Here is an 18177-nt window from a genome sequence, read left to right as displayed (position 1 = left end):
GTGACCGTGCCTGGCTACGGAGATGATCTGGCCCTCGCCACCCGGCTGGCTGACGCCGCCGACGCGATCACGACGGCGCGGTTCCGCGCCCTGGACCTGGCGGTGTCGCGCAAACCCGACCGCACGCCGGTGACCGACGCGGACACCGCGGTCGAGGACGCGATCCGCGACTTGCTGGCGGCGGAACGCCCGGCCGACGCGGTGCTCGGCGAAGAGCGCGGCGGTTCCGCGGCGACCGGCCGCGCGTGGGTGCTCGACCCGATCGACGGGACCAAGAACTTCCTCCGCGGGGTACCCGTCTGGGCGACGCTGATCGCGCTCGTCGAGGACGGCGACCCGGTGGTCGGCCTGATCAGCGCGCCCCTGCTGGGCCGCCGCTGGTGGGCGGCCACGGGGTCCGGCGCGTTCTCGTCGGATTCCGCGGGGACCCGCCGGCTGTCGGTTTCCGGTGTTTCGTCCCTTTCGGACGCTTATCTGTCCACAACGGACTTGAACTCGTGGGTCGAGTACCACTCGCGCGAAAAGTACCTGGACCTGGTGAACGCGTGCTGGGAATCGCGCGCGTTCGGCGACTTCTGGTCGCACGTCCTGGTCGCGGAGGGCGCGGTGGACGTCGCGGCGGAGTGCATCGTGAACCCGTGGGACGTCGCGGCGGCGCAGGTGATCGTCACCGAGGCGGGCGGGCGGTTCAGCGACCTGGACGGCGTCGGGCGCTACGACAACGGGAGCGCGTTGTCGACCAACGGCCTCCTGCACGACGAGGCGCTGCGGACCCTCAAGCGTTAAGAACCCGGGAGCAGGCCGACCGCCCCGCGAGCCACCTGGGCCCAGGCCAGCCGGCCGAAGAGGTAGTGGCACGCGACCTGTTCGCTGGTGAACCGCGCCCAGTCGTAGCGGTTGCCCTGCTCCCGCCAGAACACCTCCCACGCCTCGTCCTCGCCCTGCATCAGGCACCAGGCGTTGTCGACCTCGGCGCCGAGCGAAACGACCTCCGGCGGCACGCCCAGCACGCCTAGCCAGCGCTGGATCGACTGGGTGTTCATCAATCCTCTTCCCCCTTGGCCTCGGCGAGGTAGCCGAGGGTCACGAGCTCGTCCGCGGCCAGCAGGGCACGGTACCGGGTACCCCCGCCGACCTGTCCGAACCAGTTCGCCGTCTCCGAGCGCCACATCGGCACCGCGCGCACCACGACGTACCGGCGGTACTCGGCGTCCAGCATCCCCGGCGGCAGCGAGCGTTCCGCGAACGGCGTGCCGTCGGCGAAGAACACGCGCCCGTACGCCGGGCCGAAGCGGTCGAGCACGGTGTTCATCGGGACCATCACCGGCTCGCCGTGGTCGACGCTGCCCTCCGGGTAGTGGTCGCCCGGCGGCCACGCGTATTCGGGCCCGAGCTCGCTGTGCCCGACGACGAACCGGCGGATCCACACCGCCTGCGTCGCGTGGGCGTACGGCACGTAGCCCTCGGTCAGGTGCCGCGGCACCGGCCGCGACGGCGCGGTCGGCGACCGGCGGAAGCCCGCCGTGACGTTGGTGAGCGCCTGGTCGTCGAAGATCAGCCGGGCGTCCGGGTGGTCGTTCGGGCCGAAGCCCTCCGGGTCGTCCGGCAGCGGCAGCTGCCGCGCCGGCTTGTCCATGGCGACCGGCAGGTGCCCGATCGGGAACATGTGCACCAGGAACAGCGCGACAACGCTTTCCCGCTCGGTGCGCGGCGAACCCAGCGGCGGCAGCGGCGCGGGCGCGATCGGCGCCGGCGACACCGGGGGCGGCGGGGCCGCGGGCATCGGCGGGGCCGGGGGCAGCGGGAACGGCGGCAGCAACGGCGACACGGCGTGCGGCCACGCGGCGGGACTGCCCGAGGGCGGCGTCGGGGCGTCCTCGTACCCGGGCAGTCGCACCGGCCCCGTGTCGAGGTCGTCCTCGCCCGCCTCGGAAGGCTCCGTCACCCACATCCTCCGGCTCGGTCGTGCACCGTGGTCCGCGTCAGCTCAGCGCGTTGACCACGCGGGACGGGCTCGGGCGGCCCAGCTGTCCCGCCATCCAGGAGCTGGCCGCCACCAGCGCGTCGAGGTCGACACCGGTCGCCACCCCGAGACCGTCCAGCATCCAGACCAGGTCCTCGGTCGCCAGGTTCCCGGTCGCCGACTCGGCGTACGGGCAGCCGCCCAGCCCACCCGCCGAAGAGTCCACAGTCGACACTCCACATCGGAGCGCCGCCAGCGTGTTCGCGAGAGCCTGACCGTAGGTGTCGTGGAAGTGCACGGCCAAAGTACCGACATCGCCGAACAGCCCGATCAGGTTTTCGACCTGGCCGGCGGTCGCGACGCCGATGGTGTCGCCCAGCGACAGCTGCGAGCACCCCATGTCGAGCAGGCGGCGCCCGGCGGCGGCGACCTGCTTGGCCGGCACGACGCCCTCCCACGGGTCGCCGAAGCACATCGAGAGGTACCCGCGCACGTCCAGGCCGGCTTCCCGGGCCCGCGTGACGACCGGCTCGAACATCGCGAACTGCTCGTCCAGCGACGAGTTGAGGTTCTTGCGCGCGAACGTCTCGGTGGCGCTGGCGAAGATCGCGATGTGCTCGACCCCGGCGTCGAGGGCCCGGTTCAGGCCTTTTTCGTTCGGCACGAGCACCGGGTACCGGACGCCTTCGCGGCGGTCGAGCCCGGCGAGCAGCTGCTCGGCGTCGGCGAGCTGCGGCACCCACTTGGGGTGCACGAAGCTGGTCGCCTCGAGCGTGGTGAGCCCGGCGCCGGCGAGCCGGTCGAGGAACTCGAGCTTGACCTCGACGGGGACGATCGTCTTCTCGTTCTGCAGGCCGTCCCGGGGGCCGACCTCCCAGATCGTGACCCGCTCCGGCAGCTCGGCCACCGCGGGCGAGCGTTCCGGCAGGCCCAGTTCGCGAGTGCCCATCAGCGACGTCGCTCGCCGCGGGGCGGGTGCCCGCCACCTTGGGGCGGCAGCGGCGCGGTCTGCTGGGCGCCCGGCCGGTAGTCGTCGTACGGGTTGTCGTTGACCTCGCGGTAGATCACCGTGTGCACCTTTTCCACGTGCGGGATGTCCTCGAACCGCAGCGGCTCGTCCGACGCGGACTCGATGATCAGCGTGCCGCAGCCGAACACCCGGTCCAGCAGGCCGTGCTCGAACTGGACGCTGTTGATGCGACCCATCGGGATGTCGATGCCGGTGCGCTTGAGCACGCCCTCGCGGGCGATGAGGCGGTCCGTCGTCACGATGAAGTGGGTGGTCCGCCAGCGCACCAGCGGGGCCAGGAACAGCCACACGATCAGCACGAGCGCGACGACCGCGATGGCGATCAGCCCGACCGTGTTCCACGGCGAGCCGGCGTCCTTCGCGAGGATCGCGAGCCAGATGCCCGCGCCCAGGGTGACCAGGAACGCGAGCGTCGGGAAGATCAGCATCTTGAAGTGCGGGTGACTGTGCACCACGACGTGCTCTTGCTCGCTGAGCAAATCGTCCGGATAAGCCACGGCGGACGCTCCCAAGGTCGGTGCGGCGGTGTCGTCCCACCGTACCGGCGAGACGCTCGGCCGGTGAGTGCAACGCCCCGAGAAATCAGGCCGGGCGGACGTGCACCACGTCACCCGCGAACACCGTGTGCCGCTGGCCGCCCGCCATGTCGACCTGCAGCTGCCCGGCGGCGTCGATGTCGGCCGCGCGCCCGGTCAGCGACGTCCCGTCCGGCAGCTGGACCTCGACGTCCTGACCGAGGGTCGCGCAGTGGGCGCGGTAGTCGCCGAGCAGCCCGGCCTCGGTGAGGTCGCCGCCGGCCAGCCGCCAGCGCTGTTCGAGGTCGGCGAACCCGGTGAGCAGCGCGACGGCGACGTCGGTGCGGTCGGTGGTGGTGGCGCCCTGCTCGGCGAGCGACGTCGCGGGCAGCCCGCCGGGCCCCGGCGTAACGTCGCCGAGCGGCAGGACGTTGAGACCGATGCCGAGCACGATCGACGGGTCGGGGCCGGCCACGGCTTCGGCGAGGATCCCGGCGCACTTGGCGCCGCCGACGAGGACGTCGTTCGGCCACTTCAGCGCGGCGTCGACCCCGACGGACGCGGCGGCCGCGCGGACGGCGAGCCCGGCGACGACGGAGAGTGAGCCGAGCGCGGCGAACGGCACACCCGGCCGGAGCGCGACGCTCAGGTACAGCCCGGCGCCCTTCGGCGAGCTCCACGACCGGGCCCGGCGCCCGACCCCGGCGGTCTGCTCTTCGGCGAGCAGAACGGTCCGGTCCGGAGCACCCTCTTCGACGGCTTTCCGCAGGTCGGCGTTGGTGGAGCCGGTGCGCTCGACGACGTCGACCTTCGCGTACCGATCTTGGAGCGCCGCGGTCAACCGGGCAGCGTCGATCTCAGCCATCTGCCCACCATATGGGAGTCCCCCTAACGTGCAAGCTACTCAGTCGTTCACTTGGAGGTGCGCTCTTCTAAGTTGGACCCCGTGACGACGAAGCCGAGTTCCTGGGCCCGTGGGGCGGCCCTGCGCGGCCTGGTCGCGCTGCCGCTCGTCGCGGGGCTGGTGACGGCGGGCTGGCTGCTGGCCGACCGCTCGCCGGAACCCGCGCCCGCTCCGCTGCCCGTGGCCCGGGACGTGGCTTCGGGCCCGTCGGTCCTCGAGGTCAGCGCACCCGTGAAGGCGCAGGAGCCGGGCCAGGGCGCGTCCGGCCAGGGCGGCAAGAGCCCGCTGCAGCAGTGGGCCGAGCAGCTGGCGGGCCCCCTCGACATCCCCGCGGACGCCCTGATCGGCTACGCGAACGGCGAGCTGGCGCTGCGGAAGGAAGCCCCGTCCTGCCACCTCTCGTGGGTCACCCTCGCGGGTGTGGGCTCGGCGGCGTCGAACCACGGCCGCGGCGGCGAGAACCTGCTCGGGCTGTCCTCGGCGCAGGCGAAGAAGTACGGCGACGACGCGCCGGCCGCGGCCGGCCGGGCGCTCTGCGCGGGCGGCACGGACCTCGGCGCCGGCACGGGCTGGTGGAAGGCGATCGCGGCGTACCACCCGGGCAGCGACTCGGAGCTGTTCCGCCAGCGGGTCCTCGGCATGGCCCAGCTGTACGCGACGCTCTCGCTGGATCCGGCCTCGGCGAGCTCGCCCCGGGTCAAGGCGACCCGCTTCGCGCTCGGCCAGCTGGGCCTCCCGTACGTCTGGGGCGGCAACGGACCGGACGCGGGCGCGGCGGGCTTCGACTGCTCGGGGTTGACGAAGGCGTCCTACGACAGCGCGGGCGTGGGCTTGCCGCGGACGGCGGACAGCCAGTTCCGCGCGCTCCCGCCGGTGCCGGCGTCGGACGAGCCGCGCCTGGGCGACCTGGTGTTCTACGGCAGCCCGGCGACGCGCATCCACCACGTGGGCCTGTACCTGGGCAACGGCCTGATGATCAACGCGCCGACCGAGGGCCAGGCCATCCAGATCCACACATACCACTCGAAGGGCGACGACTACGCGGGCGCGGGCCGGCCGGCCTGAGGTCCCGGCGGCGCGAGCCCGGACTCGTAGGCGAACACCACGAGCTGCGCGCGGTCGCGGGCGCGCAGCTTGGCCATGGCCCGGTTGACGTGCGTCTTCGCGGTCAGCGGGCTGATCACCATCCGCGCGGCGATCTCGTCGTTGGACAGGCCCCGCGCGACCAGGGCGACGGCCTCGCGCTCGCGGTTGGTCAGCTCCGCGAGCCCGGCGCCGGGGGCGGGCGGCTGGGTGACGTACCGGTCCATCAGCTTCCGGGTGATCGACGGCGCGAGCAGGGCGTCACCCCGGGCGGCGACGCGGACGGCGTGCAGGAAGTCCTCCGGCCGGATGTCCTTGACGAGGAAGCCGGCCGCGCCTGCGCGCAGGGCATCGAAGACGTACTCGTCCAGGCCGTAGTTGGTCAGGATGACGACGTGCACCGCGGCCAGCGCCGGGTCCGACGCGATGCGCCGGGTCGCTTCCAGACCGTCGACGCCCGGCATCCGGACGTCGAGGAGCACGATGTCCGGCAGGTGTTCGCGGGCCAGCGCCACGGCTTCGCGGCCGTCGGCGGCCTCGGCGACCACCTCGACGCCGTCCTCGGCGTCCAGGAGCGAGCGGAAGCCGCTGCGGATGAGTGGCTGGTCGTCGGCCAGCAGGACGCGGATCATGCCGGGTGGTCCACGGGCAGCTCGGCCTCGACGCGGAAGCCGCCTTCGGTGCGCGGAGCAGCTTCGAGCCGGCCGCCGAGCGCGGTGACGCGTTCGCGCATCCCGAGCAGGCCGACACCCGGCACCGGTGCGGCGCCCGCGGTGGCCCGGCCGTCGTCGTCGACGCGGATGACGAGCGCGCCGGGCCGGTGGTCGATCCGGACCGACGCGGTGGCCGCGGCGGCGTGCCGGGCGACGTTGGTCAGCGCCTCCTGGACGATCCGGTAGGCGGTCCGGCCCACCGCGGCCGGCACGCCGGCGCCGTCACCTTCGATCGTGAGCCGCGCGTCGAGGCCCGCGGTCCGGGCCTGGCGCACGAGGTCCGGGACGTCGTCGAGACCGCGCGGCGGGTTCTTGTCGTCGTCGCGCAACGCCTCGAGGGTCGCGCGCAGTTCCCGCGCCGCTTCACGACCGGCGTCCCGGATCGCCAGCAGGGACTCCGGCACGTCCTCGCCGCGCTTGTGGGCCAGGTGGACGGCGACTTCGGCCTGCACCTTGATGACCGAGATCTGGTGGGTGAGCGAGTCGTGCAGCTCCCGCGCGATGTGCAGGCGTTCCTCGTCGGCCCGCCGCCGCGCGGTCTCCTCGCGGGTGCGCTCGGCTTCGTCGGCGCGGCGCTCGGCCTGCCGCAGCGCCTCGCCCGCCGCGCCGGCCGCGATCAGCCACGCCAGCTGCAGGACGTCCCGCGACTGCGTGAAGGCCTGGCTCGCGTCGGGCAGGCCCGAGACCAGCAGCGCGAGCGGGACCGCGGCCAGCATGCCCACCGACGCCACCACCGCGGCGATCCGGTGGCCCGCGCGAACCGCCGCGTACACGGCGAAGAGGTAGGCCACGACGGGCACTTCGAAGCCGGCGGCCTGGTAGACCAGCGCGCACACCGCGGTCGCCGCCAGCACCGCGACCGGCGCCCGGCGCCGCGCGGCCAACGCCAGCCCGCCCGCGACCAATGCCGCGTACCCCGGCACCGACGGCGGGTGGTCCGCGGACAGCCCGGCGCTCAGCAACGCCACCGCCACACCGGCGGCGATCACCCCGTCCACGATCCGCGCGCGGCTCACCCCCGCACCCTAGCCGCGCGGAACTGCCGCCCGGGGAGCATCTTCCGGCTACCGCGGACGCGGTAGCGCAGTGCCGACGTCCGCACGACGACCAGCGGCGACTTCGCGGCCAAGCTCGGGGACGTCCGATCCGGGAAGCGAAGGAGCAGCTCATGAACATCGTCGCCGCCGCGAGCACGTACGACCTGACGCCCGGACGGCTGTGGTCCCTGGTGGGTGTGGCGCTGGGCCTGGCCGGCGTGGTCGCGGGCGGGCTGGCCCTCCGCCTCGGCCGGGGAGCGGTCGTCGCGCTGGTCGCCGGGGTGGCGGGCGCGGTCGTCGGCGGGTGGGTCGTGGCCGCGGCCGAGGGTGGTCCGGGTACCGGTTACGGGATCGTCGGCGGCTACGCGGCGCTGGTGATCGGCCTGGTCGCCGTGGCCCTCGGCGCGCTGGCCGCCGCCCGCTCGCGCGGTTTTGTCGGTGGTCACCGCTAGCGTCGGCGGCATGTACGAAGTCGACTTCGCCGAGTTCCCGTCCGCATCGGCCGCGGCGTCCGGGCAGTTCTTCGAGCGCGCGTTCGGCTGGAGCGTGACGCCGTACGGCCCGGACTACACCGACGTCCGGGCCGCGGGCCTCACGTTCGGGTTCCAGTCCGACGCGGCGGAGCGGCCGAGCGCGCCCCTGATCACGATCCGCACGGACGACCTGCCCGCCGCCCGCGAGGCGGTGGTGGCCGCGGGCGGCGAGGTGACGAAGGAACCGTTCGCCTTCCCCGGCGGGCGGCGGTTCCACTTCCGGGAGCCGGGTGGGAGCGAGCTGGCGGTGTGGTGCCCGGCGGAGTAGCTCGCCGTCCGTTTCCCGCCGGTGGCGCGCCCGCCGGTGCGGCACGGTGGCGGACATGCGCACCGATCCCGTCGCCGTACTCGAAGGCATGTACGCGGCCGAAACCGACTACCTGACCGGAGGTGATTTCGCGGCCCTGACCCCGTTTTTCGCACCGGACGTCGTCCTGCACCAGGCCGCGGCCTTGCCGTACGGCGGTGAGTGGCGCGGCCACGAAGGCATCGAGGCGTTCTTCGCCGCGATGAGCGGCACCTGGGACGTCTTCGAGCTGGTGGACCAGGCGTTCCTCGCCACGACCTCGCCGCTGGTCGTCCTGACCCACGTGCACGCGCGGGCCCGCGCCACCGGTCGCGAACTCGACTTCCCGATCCTCCAGACGATCACCGTGACCGGCGGGCGCATCACCGAAGTCCGCCCGTTCTACTGGGACACCGCCGCCATCGCCGCCGCCTGCGGCTGATCGAGGTACCCGGCCGTGCCGCCGCCGTAGTAGGTCGCCGGGTCGCCGGGCGCGAGCGGGAGGCCGAGCGCGAACCGCGTCACCAGGTCCGGGTTCGCGACGAAGTGCCGGGCGTAGGAGACCGCGTCGGCGATCCCCGCGTCGATCACGGCGTTCCCGCTGTCGCGGCCGAAGCCGTTGTTGACGATCACGAAACCGCCGAACAGCCGCCGGTACCGGGCGAAGGCGGCGAAGTCCGGTCCGCTGTCGGGTCCGCTGTCGGGTCCGCGGAGGTGGAGGTAGTCCACGTCGAGCGCGGCGACCAGCGCGTCGTACTCGGCGCGGAGCTCTTCGTCCACAGTGAACAGTCCGCCGGTCCACCACGGCGACAGCCGGACGCCGACGCGGCCGTGCGCGCGGGCCGCGTCGACGACTTCCGCGAGCAGCCGGCGGCGGTTGGCCGCGGACCCGCCGTAGGCGTCGGTGCGGCGGTTGAGCCGCGGGTGCAGGAACTGGGCGAGCAGGTACACGCCGTTGGCCGCGATCTCGACGCCGTCGAACCCGGCGCGGCGCGCGTTCTTCGCCGCCTCGCCGTAGTCCGCGACGGTGGCCCGGATCTCGGCCGCGCTCAGCTCGCGCGGTGTCGGCGTCGACGTTCGTCCGGCGGCGGTGTGCACCGGTTCCCCGGGGTTCACCGCCGACGGCCCGGCCGGCCGCGAGCCGAGGAAGTCCGGGTGCGAGACCGCCCCCGTGTGCCACAGCTGCACCACGATCCGCCCGCCGAGCGAGTGCACGACGTCGGTGACCCGCCGCCAGCCCGCGACCTGCGCTTCGGTGTACAGGCCCGGAACGTTCTCGAAGCCGATGGCCCGTTCGCTCACCCAGGTCCCTTCGGCGATGACGAGCCCGGCGCCGGCGCGCTGCGCGTAGTAGGCGGCCTGGAGGTCGCCGGGCACGCCGCCGGGGACGCGGGCCCGGGTGGTCGGCGCCAGCACCACGCGGTTCGGCAGGCGACAGCCGCCCAGGTCGGCGGGGGTCAGCAAACTCATTCGGTCACCTCTGCTCGTCGATGTTCGTCATGAAGGCGACGGAGGGCAGCGGCGAAAGGTGACCGATGGACGAGCTGGCGGAGTTGTTCGAGGCCGAACGCGGCAGGCTGCGCGGGCTGGCCTACCGGATGCTCGGCTCGGCGGCCGAAGCGGACGACGCCGTCCAGGAAGCGTGGCTGCGGCTCACCCGGGCCGGGTCCGTCGACAACCTGGCGGCGTGGCTGACCACGGTCGTTTCCCGCGTCTGCCTGGACGTGCTGCGCACCCGGAAGTCGCGGGGCGAGGAACCCTTCGCGGTCGTGCCGGAGCCGGTGGACGACGCCGATCCGGCCGGTGAGGCCGAGCTGGCCGACTCGGTGGGCCGCGCACTGCTCGTCGTGCTGGACGCGCTCGGGCCGGCCGAGCGGATCGCGTTCGTGCTGCACGACCTGTTCGCGGTGCCGTTCGACCGGATCGCGCCGGTGCTGGACCGCACGCCGGTGGCGGCCAAGAAGCTGGCCAGCCGCGCGCGGCAGCGGGTGCGGGGCACGTCCCCGCTGCCGCCGGCCGATCTGGCGCGGCACCGCCGGGTGGTGGACGCGTTCCTGACCGCGGCCCGCGGCGGCGACCTCGCCGCGCTGCTCGAGGTGCTGGCGCCGGACGTCGTCCGCCGCGCCGACGCGGCCGCGCTGCCGGCGGGAGCGGCGCTCGAGGTGCGCGGAGCCGGTGCGGTGGCGGCGGAAACGCGGGTGTTCGGGAAGCGGGCCCGGTTCGCCGAAGCGGCGCTGATCGACGGCTCGGTCGGGGTCGTCGTCGCCCCGCGCGGACGGCTTTCGCTCGTCCTCACCGTGGTGGTCGACGGCGACCGGGTGGCGGGGTACGAGGTGATCGCGTCGCCCGCCCGCCTCGCTTCACTGCACATCGCGGTGTTCCACTCGAACAGGTGATCGACGCTCGTTTCCTTGACAGCCGGCTCGGTTGCGCGCCACCATGAACACATGTTCATGAACGCTTGTTCATGGTGGGGAGGATGGGGATGACCGGGATCGTCAACACCGCGCAGGCCGAGGCGTGGAACGGGTACGAGGGGGAACATTGGGCGACGAACGCCGACCGCTATGACGCGGTGAACAGCGGCTTCAACGACTACCTGCTCGATCGGGCCGGTCCGGAAGACCGGGTGCTCGACATCGGCTGCGGCAACGGCCAGCTGACCCGGCTGGCCGCGGCGCGGGCGCGGTCCGCGACCGGCGTGGACCTGTCCGGGCCGATGCTGGCGACCGCGCGAGCCCGGGCGGCGGAGGTGCCGAACGTGACGTTCGAGCAGGGCGACGTCCAGGTCCACCCGTTCACCGGCGGCGGGTTCGACCTGGCGATCAGCCGGTTCGGGGTGATGTTCTTCGCCGACCCGGTGGCGGCGTTCGCCAACGTCCGGCGAGCACTGAGCCCGGGCGGGCGCCTGGCGTTCCTGTGCATGACAGCCCTGTCAGGTACGGACCTCGGCCGGCTGTTCGGCGCGATGGCGGCGTACCTGCCCCAGCCGACCGGCCCGGACGGCAGCGGCCCGACATCGTTCGCGGACCCGGACCGCACGAAGGCGGTCCTGACCGAAGCGGGCTTCGAAGACGTGGCGTGCACCCACGTCGAGGCGGACCAGGTCTGGGGCCGCGACATCCCGGACGCGGCGAAGTTCATCGCTGACTGGGGCCCGGTCCGCCACCATCTGGGCCGGCTCGACGGCGCGACGGCCACCAAGGCGACCGAAGCCCTCACGGCGGCCCTGGAGCAGTTCGCGACCCCGGACGCGATCCGCCTGCGCGGCACGGCGTGGCTGGTCACGGGACGGAGGTCGTGACGCGGGTCCCCGTACGATGGCGGTGATGTCACCGAGGAAAGCCGCGGCCCAGAAGGACGGGCAGTCCCTGCACGACCTCTTGGTCGAAGCCGCCGAGAAGCTGATCGCCACCCGCGGCACCGCGGGCCTGACGGTGCGCGAAATAGCGCGAACGGCAGGCGTCGCCGACGGCGTGCTGTACAACCACTTCTCCGACAAGGAGGAGCTGGTGGCCTGGGCCCTGGACCGCCACATACGCGCGGCGGAGGTGTTGCTGGGCGAGCTGCCGGTGGCGGGCGAAGGAACGGTGGCGGACAACCTCCACCGCCACCTGGAGTACGGCCTCGGCCTCCACCGCGTCATCGTCCCGGCCTTCAGCGGCCTCCACGGCAACCCGGAGATCCTCCAACGCTTCGCGGACATCGGCGAGCGCCCCGGCTACTGGCGCGACCGCCTGCTGGCCTACCTGAAGGAGGAGCGAGCCCTGGGCAGGCTCGCTCCCCAGTCCGATGTGGACGCAGCAGCGGCCCTGCTGGTGGGCTACTGCCACGAGACGGTGCTGGGCACGATCTTCCCCCACGCAAGCCGAACCAACCCCCCACAGCCGGACGCGGTGATCCGCACGGTACTCAACGGCATAGCCCCGTAGCGGCCATCGACCCACCAGCCCCACAGCTCACCGCCCCGCGCCCCACTGCGCCCCCGCGGCCGAGCACACCCAACCGGCGCACGCCGGCCGCCCGCGCACCCAGCCCTGCCCGGGCGGCCTCCACGCGCCCACACAACCCGACCACCCACGCCCCCTGCCCACCCAGCCCTACCCGGACGGCCTCCGCGCACCCACACAACCCGACCACCCACGCCCCCGCCTACCCAGCCGGCGTGCACCTCGCCCGCCCACTGCCGCCCGCCCACCGTCCGCCTGCCCAGCCAGCCGGTGCCCCGCCCGCCAAAACTCGGCCCGCCCGCACAGCCTCCGCCCCACCCGCGCACATCCGGCCCCGCCCACACGACCCGCGCCCCGCCCCGGGCAACCAGCCCGCGACGCAACCTCCGCCCGCCCAAGCAACCCGCCCCGCCCGGAACCTCCATCCACCCACACACCCCGGCCCGCAACCCACCTAAACCATCGAATTCCCGCTCACCGTGTCCTCAGGCACCTCCTGCACCACATCCCAATGCTCCACAATCCGCCCTTCCCGCACCCGCATCACATCCGCGATCGCGCTCCCCCGCGCATCCGGCGTCAACCGCATCAGGCTGTGCGTGCACACCAAATCGTCCTCCGCGACCACTCGCTTCACCTCCAACCTCAACTCCGGAAATTCCCTCACGAACCGGGCCAGGTACCGGGCCGATTCCGCCGCGCTGCCCGGCGCGTGCGGGTTGTGCTGGACATACCCCTCCCCCACGTACGACTCGAACGCCTCCACCGGCCGTTTCTCCTCGAACGCCACCCTGAGGAACCCGAGGACCACTTCCTTGTTCCGCTGCGAATCCGTCATCACTGTCCGTCCTTTGTGGAGTTATCGACACCAACCCCACCATTCGCGAAACAGAAAGGGAAAGACCTGTGGACTCTGCCGCGATACCCTCCCGGTATGGACGATGTCGAGGTCCGTGAGCTGCGCTATTTCCGCGCGGTCGCCGAGGAGCTGAACTTCTCCCGCGCCGCCGAGCGGCTCGGGATGGCGCAGCCGCCGCTGTCGCGGGCGATCCGGTTGCTGGAGCGGCGGCTCGGCGTGCAGCTCTTCGAACGGACCAGCCGGCACGTGGCGCTGACGCCGGCCGGGGACGTCCTGTTCGTCGAGTCCGCGAAGGCGCTGGACGCCGTCGCCGCGGCGGTGCGGCGGACCCGGCGGGCGGGGCAGCGGATGCCGGCGCTCGTCGTCACCGCGAAGCCCGGGGTCGCGACCGATCTGCTGCGGCGGATCGCCGACGCGCACCCGGATCCGGTGGAGATCCGGGTCAGCGGGTTCGGCGAGCAAGCTGACCTGCTGCGCGATGGTCAGGCCGACGTGGCCGTGCTCGGCTGCCCGGGTGACCACGACGGGCTGGACGTCGAGGTGCTCGTCAGCGAGCCGCGGGTCGCCGCGTTGCCTTCGGGGCATGAGCTGGCTCGGCGCTCGGTGCTGACCTGCGCCGACTTCGCCGGGCGGGCCACGCCGTTCTGGCCGGGTTCGTCCGCCGCGGAGCGGGCGTACTGGTCGGGGCAGGACGTCACCGGCGGGCCGGTGACGCCGGGGCCCGTGGTGCGCGACAGCGCCCAGCTGCTGGAGACCGTCGCGCTCGGGCAGGCGATCGCGCTGCTGCCGGCGTCCGTGGCCGACCTGCGGTCGCGGAACGACGTCGTCTACCGGCCGGTGGTGGACGCGACGCCGTACGCGCTCGCGCTCGCCTGGGCGGCCACCGCGCGTGACCTGCGGATCGCGCGGTTCGTGCGGACCGCCGTCGAGATCAGCGAAGCACGACCTCGACCGGGAGCTGTGCCGGCGGGGTAAGCGAACGAATGACCGGCGGCACCCGGACGTCGTCGGCCTCGAACGCGACCCGAAGCTGATCGACGTCCGCGTCGGCGATCAGCTCGGCCAGCTCGTCGGTGCGGGCGAGGGCCGCCGGGCCGAGCTCGGGGGCGGTGTCGAGGTCGCCCCAGAGGTCCCACTGGAGCATCTCGTGCTTGTTGAGCGCGGCGAGGTCGAGCACGAGGTTGTGCCGCGCGTACGGGAGGCCGCGCAGGAACGGCGCGTCCAGGTCCGGGGAGACGACCAGCCGGGCGGGGTCGAGGTCGCCCGCGCGGGCCGCCGTCCACGCGTCGGCGCCGGTCAGGAACTGGTCGCGGGGGACGTCGAGGAGGTCGAAGCCGACGTCGCCCGGCTCGCCGAAGCCCGGCTCGACCAGGTGCCAGCCGGCGCCGTCGTGGACTTCGGCGACGACGTGGTCGAGGTACCAGCCGGGCATCAGGTAGCCGGCGAAGCCGACGCGGGCGCGGGCCGGGATGCCGTGGTGGCGGGCCATCGAGACGAACAGGAGGGTGTAGTCGCGGCAGCAGCCGACGATCCGGTGCAGCGGCGGGCGCGGGCCGCCGGGTGGCGCCGGGTCGAGTTCGCGCAGGCACGCGAACATGTCCGACGCGTAGCGCAGGGTGATCTCTTCGCGGCGTGACGCCGGAAACCCGTGCTGCGTGATGTCGCCGTGGGCCCAGTAGTGGAACACGAGCTGGTACGCGGCCTCGCGCATGGCGGCGACGTCCCGGGGAGCCGCGTCGAGCCAGGACGCCTGCGCGCCCGGGTCCGAGAACCGGCTGTGGCTGACGTAGCAGTCGTCCATGCGCCGACGCTAGCGGGATTTACCCGGCCTGCGTGGCCAGTTCGCCGCGGAACGTCGTGCGGTACGCGCTCGGCGACACCCCGAGGGCCGCTTGGAAGTGCTGGCGCAGGGACGCCGCCGTGCCGAAGCCGGCTTCGGTGGCGACGCGGTCGACCGCGAGGTCGGTTTCCTCGAGGAGCTGGCGGGCGCGCTCGACGCGTTGCTGGGTCAGCCACTGCAGGGCCGAGATGCCGACTTCTTCGCGGAAGCGGCGGGTGAACGTACGGGTGCTCATCGCCTCGCGGGCGGCGAGTTCGCGCAGGGTCAGCGGCCGGTGCAGGTTTTCCAGTGCCCACGCCCGGGCTTCCTTCGTCGACGACGTGCGCGGCTCGGGGACCAGGCGGCGGACGAACTGGGCCTGGCCGCCTTCGCGGTGCGGGGAGACGACCGTGCCGCGGGCGACCTCGTTGGCCACGGCCGCGCCGTGGTCGCGGCGGATCATGTGCAGCACCAGGTCGATGCCGGCGGCGACGCCCGCCGAGGTCAGGACGTCGCCGTCGTCGGTGTAGAGCACGCAGGGGTCGACGTCGACCTCGGGGAACCGGTCCTGCAGCTCCTCGGCGGAGCGCCAGTGGGTGGTGGCCGGGCGGCCGTCGAGGAGCCCGGCCGCGGCGAGCACGAACGCGCCGGTGCAGATCGACGCGATCCGCGCGTGCTCCGGGATGCGGGCGAGCGCGGCCTTGAGCGGCGGGGTCAGCACGCGGGCCATCGGCTCGTACTCGGCCAGGGACGCGGGGACGATCACCGTGTCCGCCTCGGCCAGCACCTCGGGGCCGCGGTCGACCGGGATGGTGACGTCCGAGTCGGTGCGCACCGGGCCGGGCTCGAGCGTGCAGGTCACGACCTCGTACAGCGGCTCGCCCGACGCCGAACGCGCCTGGCCGAACAGCCGGTGGACGATGCCCAGCTCCATCACGAGCATGCCGTGGCGGACCAGGACGGCGATGTGGTGGCGGTTCGGGTGCACGAATTCGGCCATGGCCCGATTCTTGCACAGGTTGGCCATCGGGCCACTCGAAAGCGGCGCCGGCGAGCTCGATCATCGAGGTCATGAACGTCTTGTGGGTTTTCGCGCATCCCGAGCCGCGCTCGCTGAGCGGGGCCCTCCGCGACGACGGCGTCCGGACGCTCCAGGCACTCGGGCACGACGTCCGGGAGTCGGATCTGTACGCGATGAAGTGGAACCCCGTGGTCGACGCCGCCGACTTCAGGGCCGAGGCCGGGGACGAGCGGCTGGTCGTCGGGGCGACGTCGGCCCGTGCGCACGCGCGGGGCGAGCTGAGCGCGGACATCGTCGCCGAGCAGGAAAAGCTGAGCTGGGCGGACGCCGTCGTCGTGCAGTTCCCGCTGTGGTGGTACGGCCTGCCGGCGATCCTGAAGGGCTGGTTCGACCGCGTTTTCGTGAAGGGCTTCGGCTACGGCGTCCGCGGCGAGGACGGGCGGACGCTGCGCTACGGCGAAGGCCGGCTCGCGGGCAAGCGCGCGGTGGTGGTGCTCACCGCGGGTGCCCGCGAACCGGCCATGGGGCCGCGCGGGGTGAACGGCGCGCTGGCCGACGTCCTGTTCCCGCTGCACCACGGGACCTTGTTCTACGCCGGGATGTCCGTGCTGCCGCCCGTTCCGGTCTTCGGCGCCGACCGGGTGTCCGACGTGGAGTTCGCCGAAGCCCGCGAACTACTGCGAAGCCGCCTCAGCGCACTGGGAACGACCGAGCCCATCCCGTTCCGCACGCAGAACGGCGGCGACTACGACGACGACCTCGTCCTCCGCCCCGATCGCGCGCCGGGCACCACCGGCCTGGACGTCCACCTCACGCGGGCAGGGTGAGGCGCTGGCCGAGACCGCCGTCGACGGGGAGGTCGGCGCCGGTGGTGAACGTCGCCTCGAAGGCCAGGAACAGCACCGCCGCCGCCACCTCCTCGGCCGTCGCGTGGCGCTTCAACGGCGTGATCTCGTCACCGTGGGTCTTGAACTCCGCCAGCACCTCGGCCGGGACGCCGGTGACGCCCATCGTCGGCGTGTCCGTGTAGCCCGGGCTGACCACGTTGACCCGGATCCCGCGCGGCGCCAGCTCGGCCGCGTAGGTGCGCGCGAACGAGCGCACCGCGGCCTTCGCCGCCGAGTACAGGCCCATCCCGGCGATCCCGGCCCCGGCCGCGACCGACGTCGTGAAGACGAACGAGCCGCCGGGGCGCACCAGCGGGGCCAGGCGCTGCGCCGTGAAGTACGCGCCCTTGGTGTTGACGTCGAAGGTGCGGTCGTAGACCTCGGGCGTCGCCGCTTCGTACGGCGTCAGCGTCGAGAAGCCGACGTTGAGGAACACCAGGTCCACTTCGCCGAGCGCCGAAGCGGCGACCGCGGCGAGCTCGTCGACGTCGGTCAGGCGGGCCGCGTCCGACGACAGCAGGTGCGCCTTGCCCGGCAGCTTCCCCGCCAGCGGCGAGACGTCCCGGCCGGTCAGCAGTACCTCGGCGCCGCCGTCGAGCAGGGCGCGCACCACCGCCAGGCCCATGCCGTGCGTGCCGCCGGCGACGACGGCCTTCTTCCCCAGGTACTTCACCGGATCTCCTCGATGACGCTCGCGATCGCGTGCGCGCCGTGGCCCGCCGCCACCGCGCGGTCGAACAACGCCCGCAACGCCGCGGGCACCTCCGTGCTGATCCCTTGCGAACGGCTCGTCTCGACGAGCAGGCCGAGCCCGGCCGCGTTGATGTCCAACGCGGACACGTCGGTCTCGTAGTCGCCGCTGGCCACCTGCGCGCCGATGCCGGTCAGGAACCCGCCGACCGACGACAGCCAGTCCAGGGCCATCGGTGTGAACTCCCCCGGCGTGACGCCTTCGCTGCCGACCAGGGCGAGCGCGTGGAGGTAGCCACCCATCGCCGACCACATCATCCCGAGCAGCGCCAAGTCGTACAGGGCCGCCAGTCCGGCGTCCTCGCCGAGGAACACCGGTTCTCCCAGCACTTCCAGGACGTTCCGCTGCGCCGCGAACGCGGCTTCCGAGCCGCTGTAGAGGATTCGCGCGCCGGGTGTCCCGATGCCCTGCGGCACCGCCATGATGACGCCGTCCACGTAGTCGACGCCTTCCGAGGCCGCCCACTTCGCGGCGCCACGGGCCTGTTCCGGCGTCCCGGACGTCAAGTTCACCAGCGTCCGGCCCCGCAACGCGGCCGCGTCGAGGACCGGCTGCTGGGTGTCGTATGTGGACAGACAGCTGACGACGACGTCCGCCGATGCCGCCTCCGCCGGCGTGGCCGCGAGCCGGGCGCCGCGGTCGAGCAGCGGACCCGCCTTGAGCGGCGACCGGTTCCACACCGAGACGTCGTGCCCCGCCCCCAGCAGCGCGCCGGCGAGGGCGGCGCCCATCCGCCCCAGGCCGAGCACGCCCACCTGTTTCTTGCTTTCTCCCATGGGTTCCATGCTGCGGGCAGCGCTTTACACTGGACAAGTACCGACTAATA

General features: G+C 73.2%; 23 protein-coding genes. 10 read left to right on the top strand and 13 right to left on the bottom strand.

Annotated features, from left to right (window positions below; all coding sequences use genetic code 11):
* The gene (hisN, locus tag AB5J73_RS17170) at nucleotides 1–786 is read left to right on the top strand and encodes a histidinol-phosphatase (protein ID WP_370970685.1); all 786 of its coding nucleotides are present in this window, start codon (nucleotides 1–3) and stop codon (nucleotides 784–786) included.
* Here hisN and AB5J73_RS17165 read toward each other — a convergent pair.
* From AB5J73_RS17165 to AB5J73_RS17145, 5 genes are all read right to left on the bottom strand, one after another.
* Complete coding sequence (locus AB5J73_RS17165; RefSeq protein ID WP_003105220.1) at nucleotides 783–1043, bottom strand: hypothetical protein; 261 nt, start codon at nucleotides 1041–1043, stop codon at nucleotides 783–785. The genes hisN and AB5J73_RS17165 overlap by 4 nt on opposite strands.
* The gene (locus AB5J73_RS17160) at nucleotides 1043–1951 is read right to left on the bottom strand and encodes a TNT domain-containing protein (RefSeq protein ID WP_370970684.1); all 909 of its coding nucleotides are present in this window, start codon (nucleotides 1949–1951) and stop codon (nucleotides 1043–1045) included. The genes AB5J73_RS17165 and AB5J73_RS17160 overlap by 1 nt, the downstream gene beginning before the upstream one ends.
* Before the next feature lie 31 nt (nucleotides 1952–1982).
* On the bottom strand, nucleotides 1983–2912 hold the full coding sequence (locus AB5J73_RS17155) for a hydroxymethylglutaryl-CoA lyase (protein WP_370970683.1): 930 nt from the start codon (nucleotides 2910–2912) through the stop codon (nucleotides 1983–1985).
* On the bottom strand, nucleotides 2912–3490 hold the full coding sequence (locus AB5J73_RS17150) for a PH domain-containing protein (RefSeq protein ID WP_370970682.1): 579 nt from the start codon (nucleotides 3488–3490) through the stop codon (nucleotides 2912–2914). Before AB5J73_RS17150 ends, AB5J73_RS17155 begins: the two co-directional genes overlap by 1 nt.
* A gap of 85 nt (nucleotides 3491–3575) precedes the next feature.
* Nucleotides 3576–4373, bottom strand: coding sequence for a biotin--[acetyl-CoA-carboxylase] ligase (locus AB5J73_RS17145; RefSeq protein ID WP_370970681.1), 798 nt, complete (start codon nucleotides 4371–4373; stop codon nucleotides 3576–3578).
* Between the two features lie 81 nt (nucleotides 4374–4454).
* Between AB5J73_RS17145 and AB5J73_RS17140 the strand changes: the two genes are divergently transcribed.
* Nucleotides 4455–5477, top strand: a complete 1023-nt coding sequence (locus AB5J73_RS17140) for a C40 family peptidase (RefSeq protein WP_370970680.1) — start codon at nucleotides 4455–4457, stop codon at nucleotides 5475–5477.
* On the opposite strand, the gene AB5J73_RS17135 is transcribed toward AB5J73_RS17140, so the two are convergent.
* Both AB5J73_RS17135 and AB5J73_RS17130 read right to left on the bottom strand, forming a co-directional pair.
* Nucleotides 5450–6127: a response regulator gene (locus AB5J73_RS17135; RefSeq protein ID WP_370970679.1), complete on the bottom strand. Its 678-nt coding sequence runs from the start codon at nucleotides 6125–6127 to the stop codon at nucleotides 5450–5452. The two genes, AB5J73_RS17140 and AB5J73_RS17135, sit on opposite strands and share 28 nt — an antisense overlap.
* Nucleotides 6124–7224 carry a sensor histidine kinase gene (locus AB5J73_RS17130; protein WP_370970678.1) on the bottom strand — a complete coding sequence of 367 codons (1101 nt, stop codon included), beginning with the start codon at nucleotides 7222–7224 and terminating at the stop codon, nucleotides 6124–6126. Before AB5J73_RS17130 ends, AB5J73_RS17135 begins: the two co-directional genes overlap by 4 nt.
* A 152-nt stretch (nucleotides 7225–7376) precedes the next feature.
* Between AB5J73_RS17130 and AB5J73_RS17125 the strand changes: the two genes are divergently transcribed.
* From AB5J73_RS17125 to AB5J73_RS17115, 3 genes are read left to right on the top strand one after another with little or no spacing between them, the layout of a single operon-like run.
* The gene (locus AB5J73_RS17125) at nucleotides 7377–7697 is read left to right on the top strand and encodes a DUF6223 family protein (RefSeq protein WP_370970677.1); all 321 of its coding nucleotides are present in this window, start codon (nucleotides 7377–7379) and stop codon (nucleotides 7695–7697) included.
* 10 nt (nucleotides 7698–7707) lie between these two features.
* Nucleotides 7708–8046, top strand: a complete 339-nt coding sequence (locus AB5J73_RS17120) for a VOC family protein (protein WP_370970676.1) — start codon at nucleotides 7708–7710, stop codon at nucleotides 8044–8046.
* Between the two features lie 55 nt (nucleotides 8047–8101).
* Nucleotides 8102–8506, top strand: a complete 405-nt coding sequence (locus AB5J73_RS17115) for a nuclear transport factor 2 family protein (protein ID WP_370970675.1) — start codon at nucleotides 8102–8104, stop codon at nucleotides 8504–8506.
* On the opposite strand, the gene AB5J73_RS17110 is transcribed toward AB5J73_RS17115, so the two are convergent.
* Nucleotides 8467–9534, bottom strand: a complete 1068-nt coding sequence (locus AB5J73_RS17110) for an alkene reductase (protein ID WP_370970674.1) — start codon at nucleotides 9532–9534, stop codon at nucleotides 8467–8469. The genes AB5J73_RS17115 and AB5J73_RS17110 overlap by 40 nt on opposite strands.
* 65 nt (nucleotides 9535–9599) lie before the next feature.
* On the opposite strand from AB5J73_RS17110, the gene AB5J73_RS17105 reads away from it, so the two are divergent.
* The 3 genes from AB5J73_RS17105 (at nucleotide 9600) to AB5J73_RS17095 (ending at nucleotide 11996) form a co-directional block, all read left to right on the top strand.
* Nucleotides 9600–10460, top strand: a complete 861-nt coding sequence (locus AB5J73_RS17105) for a sigma-70 family RNA polymerase sigma factor (protein ID WP_370970673.1) — start codon at nucleotides 9600–9602, stop codon at nucleotides 10458–10460.
* 89 nt (nucleotides 10461–10549) lie between these two features.
* Nucleotides 10550–11368 (top strand): class I SAM-dependent methyltransferase, encoded by an 819-nt coding sequence (locus tag AB5J73_RS17100; RefSeq protein WP_370970672.1) that lies wholly within the window; start codon nucleotides 10550–10552, stop codon nucleotides 11366–11368.
* 25 nt (nucleotides 11369–11393) lie between these two features.
* Nucleotides 11394–11996 carry a TetR/AcrR family transcriptional regulator gene (locus AB5J73_RS17095; protein ID WP_370970671.1) on the top strand — a complete coding sequence of 201 codons (603 nt, stop codon included), beginning with the start codon at nucleotides 11394–11396 and terminating at the stop codon, nucleotides 11994–11996.
* 472 nt (nucleotides 11997–12468) lie between these two features.
* Here AB5J73_RS17095 and AB5J73_RS17090 read toward each other — a convergent pair whose 3' ends face one another.
* Nucleotides 12469–12852, bottom strand: a complete 384-nt coding sequence (locus AB5J73_RS17090; RefSeq protein WP_370970670.1) for a nuclear transport factor 2 family protein — start codon at nucleotides 12850–12852, stop codon at nucleotides 12469–12471.
* A 96-nt stretch (nucleotides 12853–12948) separates the two neighbouring features.
* Between AB5J73_RS17090 and AB5J73_RS17085 the strand changes: the two genes are divergently transcribed.
* Nucleotides 12949–13848 (top strand): LysR family transcriptional regulator, encoded by a 900-nt coding sequence (locus AB5J73_RS17085; RefSeq protein WP_370970669.1) that lies wholly within the window; start codon nucleotides 12949–12951, stop codon nucleotides 13846–13848.
* Here the strand turns inward: AB5J73_RS17085 and AB5J73_RS17080 are convergent.
* On the bottom strand, nucleotides 13805–14674 hold the full coding sequence (locus tag AB5J73_RS17080) for a transglutaminase domain-containing protein (protein ID WP_370970668.1): 870 nt from the start codon (nucleotides 14672–14674) through the stop codon (nucleotides 13805–13807). The two genes, AB5J73_RS17085 and AB5J73_RS17080, sit on opposite strands and share 44 nt — an antisense overlap.
* 19 nt (nucleotides 14675–14693) lie before the next feature.
* On the bottom strand, nucleotides 14694–15692 hold the full coding sequence (locus AB5J73_RS17075) for a GlxA family transcriptional regulator (protein WP_370970667.1): 999 nt from the start codon (nucleotides 15690–15692) through the stop codon (nucleotides 14694–14696).
* 71 nt (nucleotides 15693–15763) lie between these two features.
* Here AB5J73_RS17075 and AB5J73_RS17070 point away from each other — a divergent pair, with 71 nt between their 5' ends.
* On the top strand, nucleotides 15764–16540 hold the full coding sequence (locus AB5J73_RS17070; protein WP_370970666.1) for an NAD(P)H-dependent oxidoreductase: 777 nt from the start codon (nucleotides 15764–15766) through the stop codon (nucleotides 16538–16540).
* On the opposite strand, the gene AB5J73_RS17065 is transcribed toward AB5J73_RS17070, so the two are convergent.
* Nucleotides 16524–17273 carry an SDR family oxidoreductase gene (locus tag AB5J73_RS17065; RefSeq protein ID WP_370970665.1) on the bottom strand — a complete coding sequence of 250 codons (750 nt, stop codon included), beginning with the start codon at nucleotides 17271–17273 and terminating at the stop codon, nucleotides 16524–16526. The two genes, AB5J73_RS17070 and AB5J73_RS17065, sit on opposite strands and share 17 nt — an antisense overlap.
* Entirely contained in the window at nucleotides 17270–18127 is an 858-nt protein-coding gene (locus tag AB5J73_RS17060) for an NAD(P)-dependent oxidoreductase (protein ID WP_370970664.1), read from the bottom strand. The genes AB5J73_RS17065 and AB5J73_RS17060 overlap by 4 nt, the downstream gene beginning before the upstream one ends.
* Nucleotides 18128–18177 lie beyond the last annotated feature (50 nt).

The sequence above is a fragment of the Amycolatopsis sp. cg9 genome, assembly GCF_041346945.1.
GTDB lineage: Bacteria > Actinomycetota > Actinomycetes > Mycobacteriales > Pseudonocardiaceae > Amycolatopsis.
The sequence above is the reverse complement of the archived record's forward strand: the minus strand, read 5'-3'. Positions and strand labels throughout refer to the sequence as shown.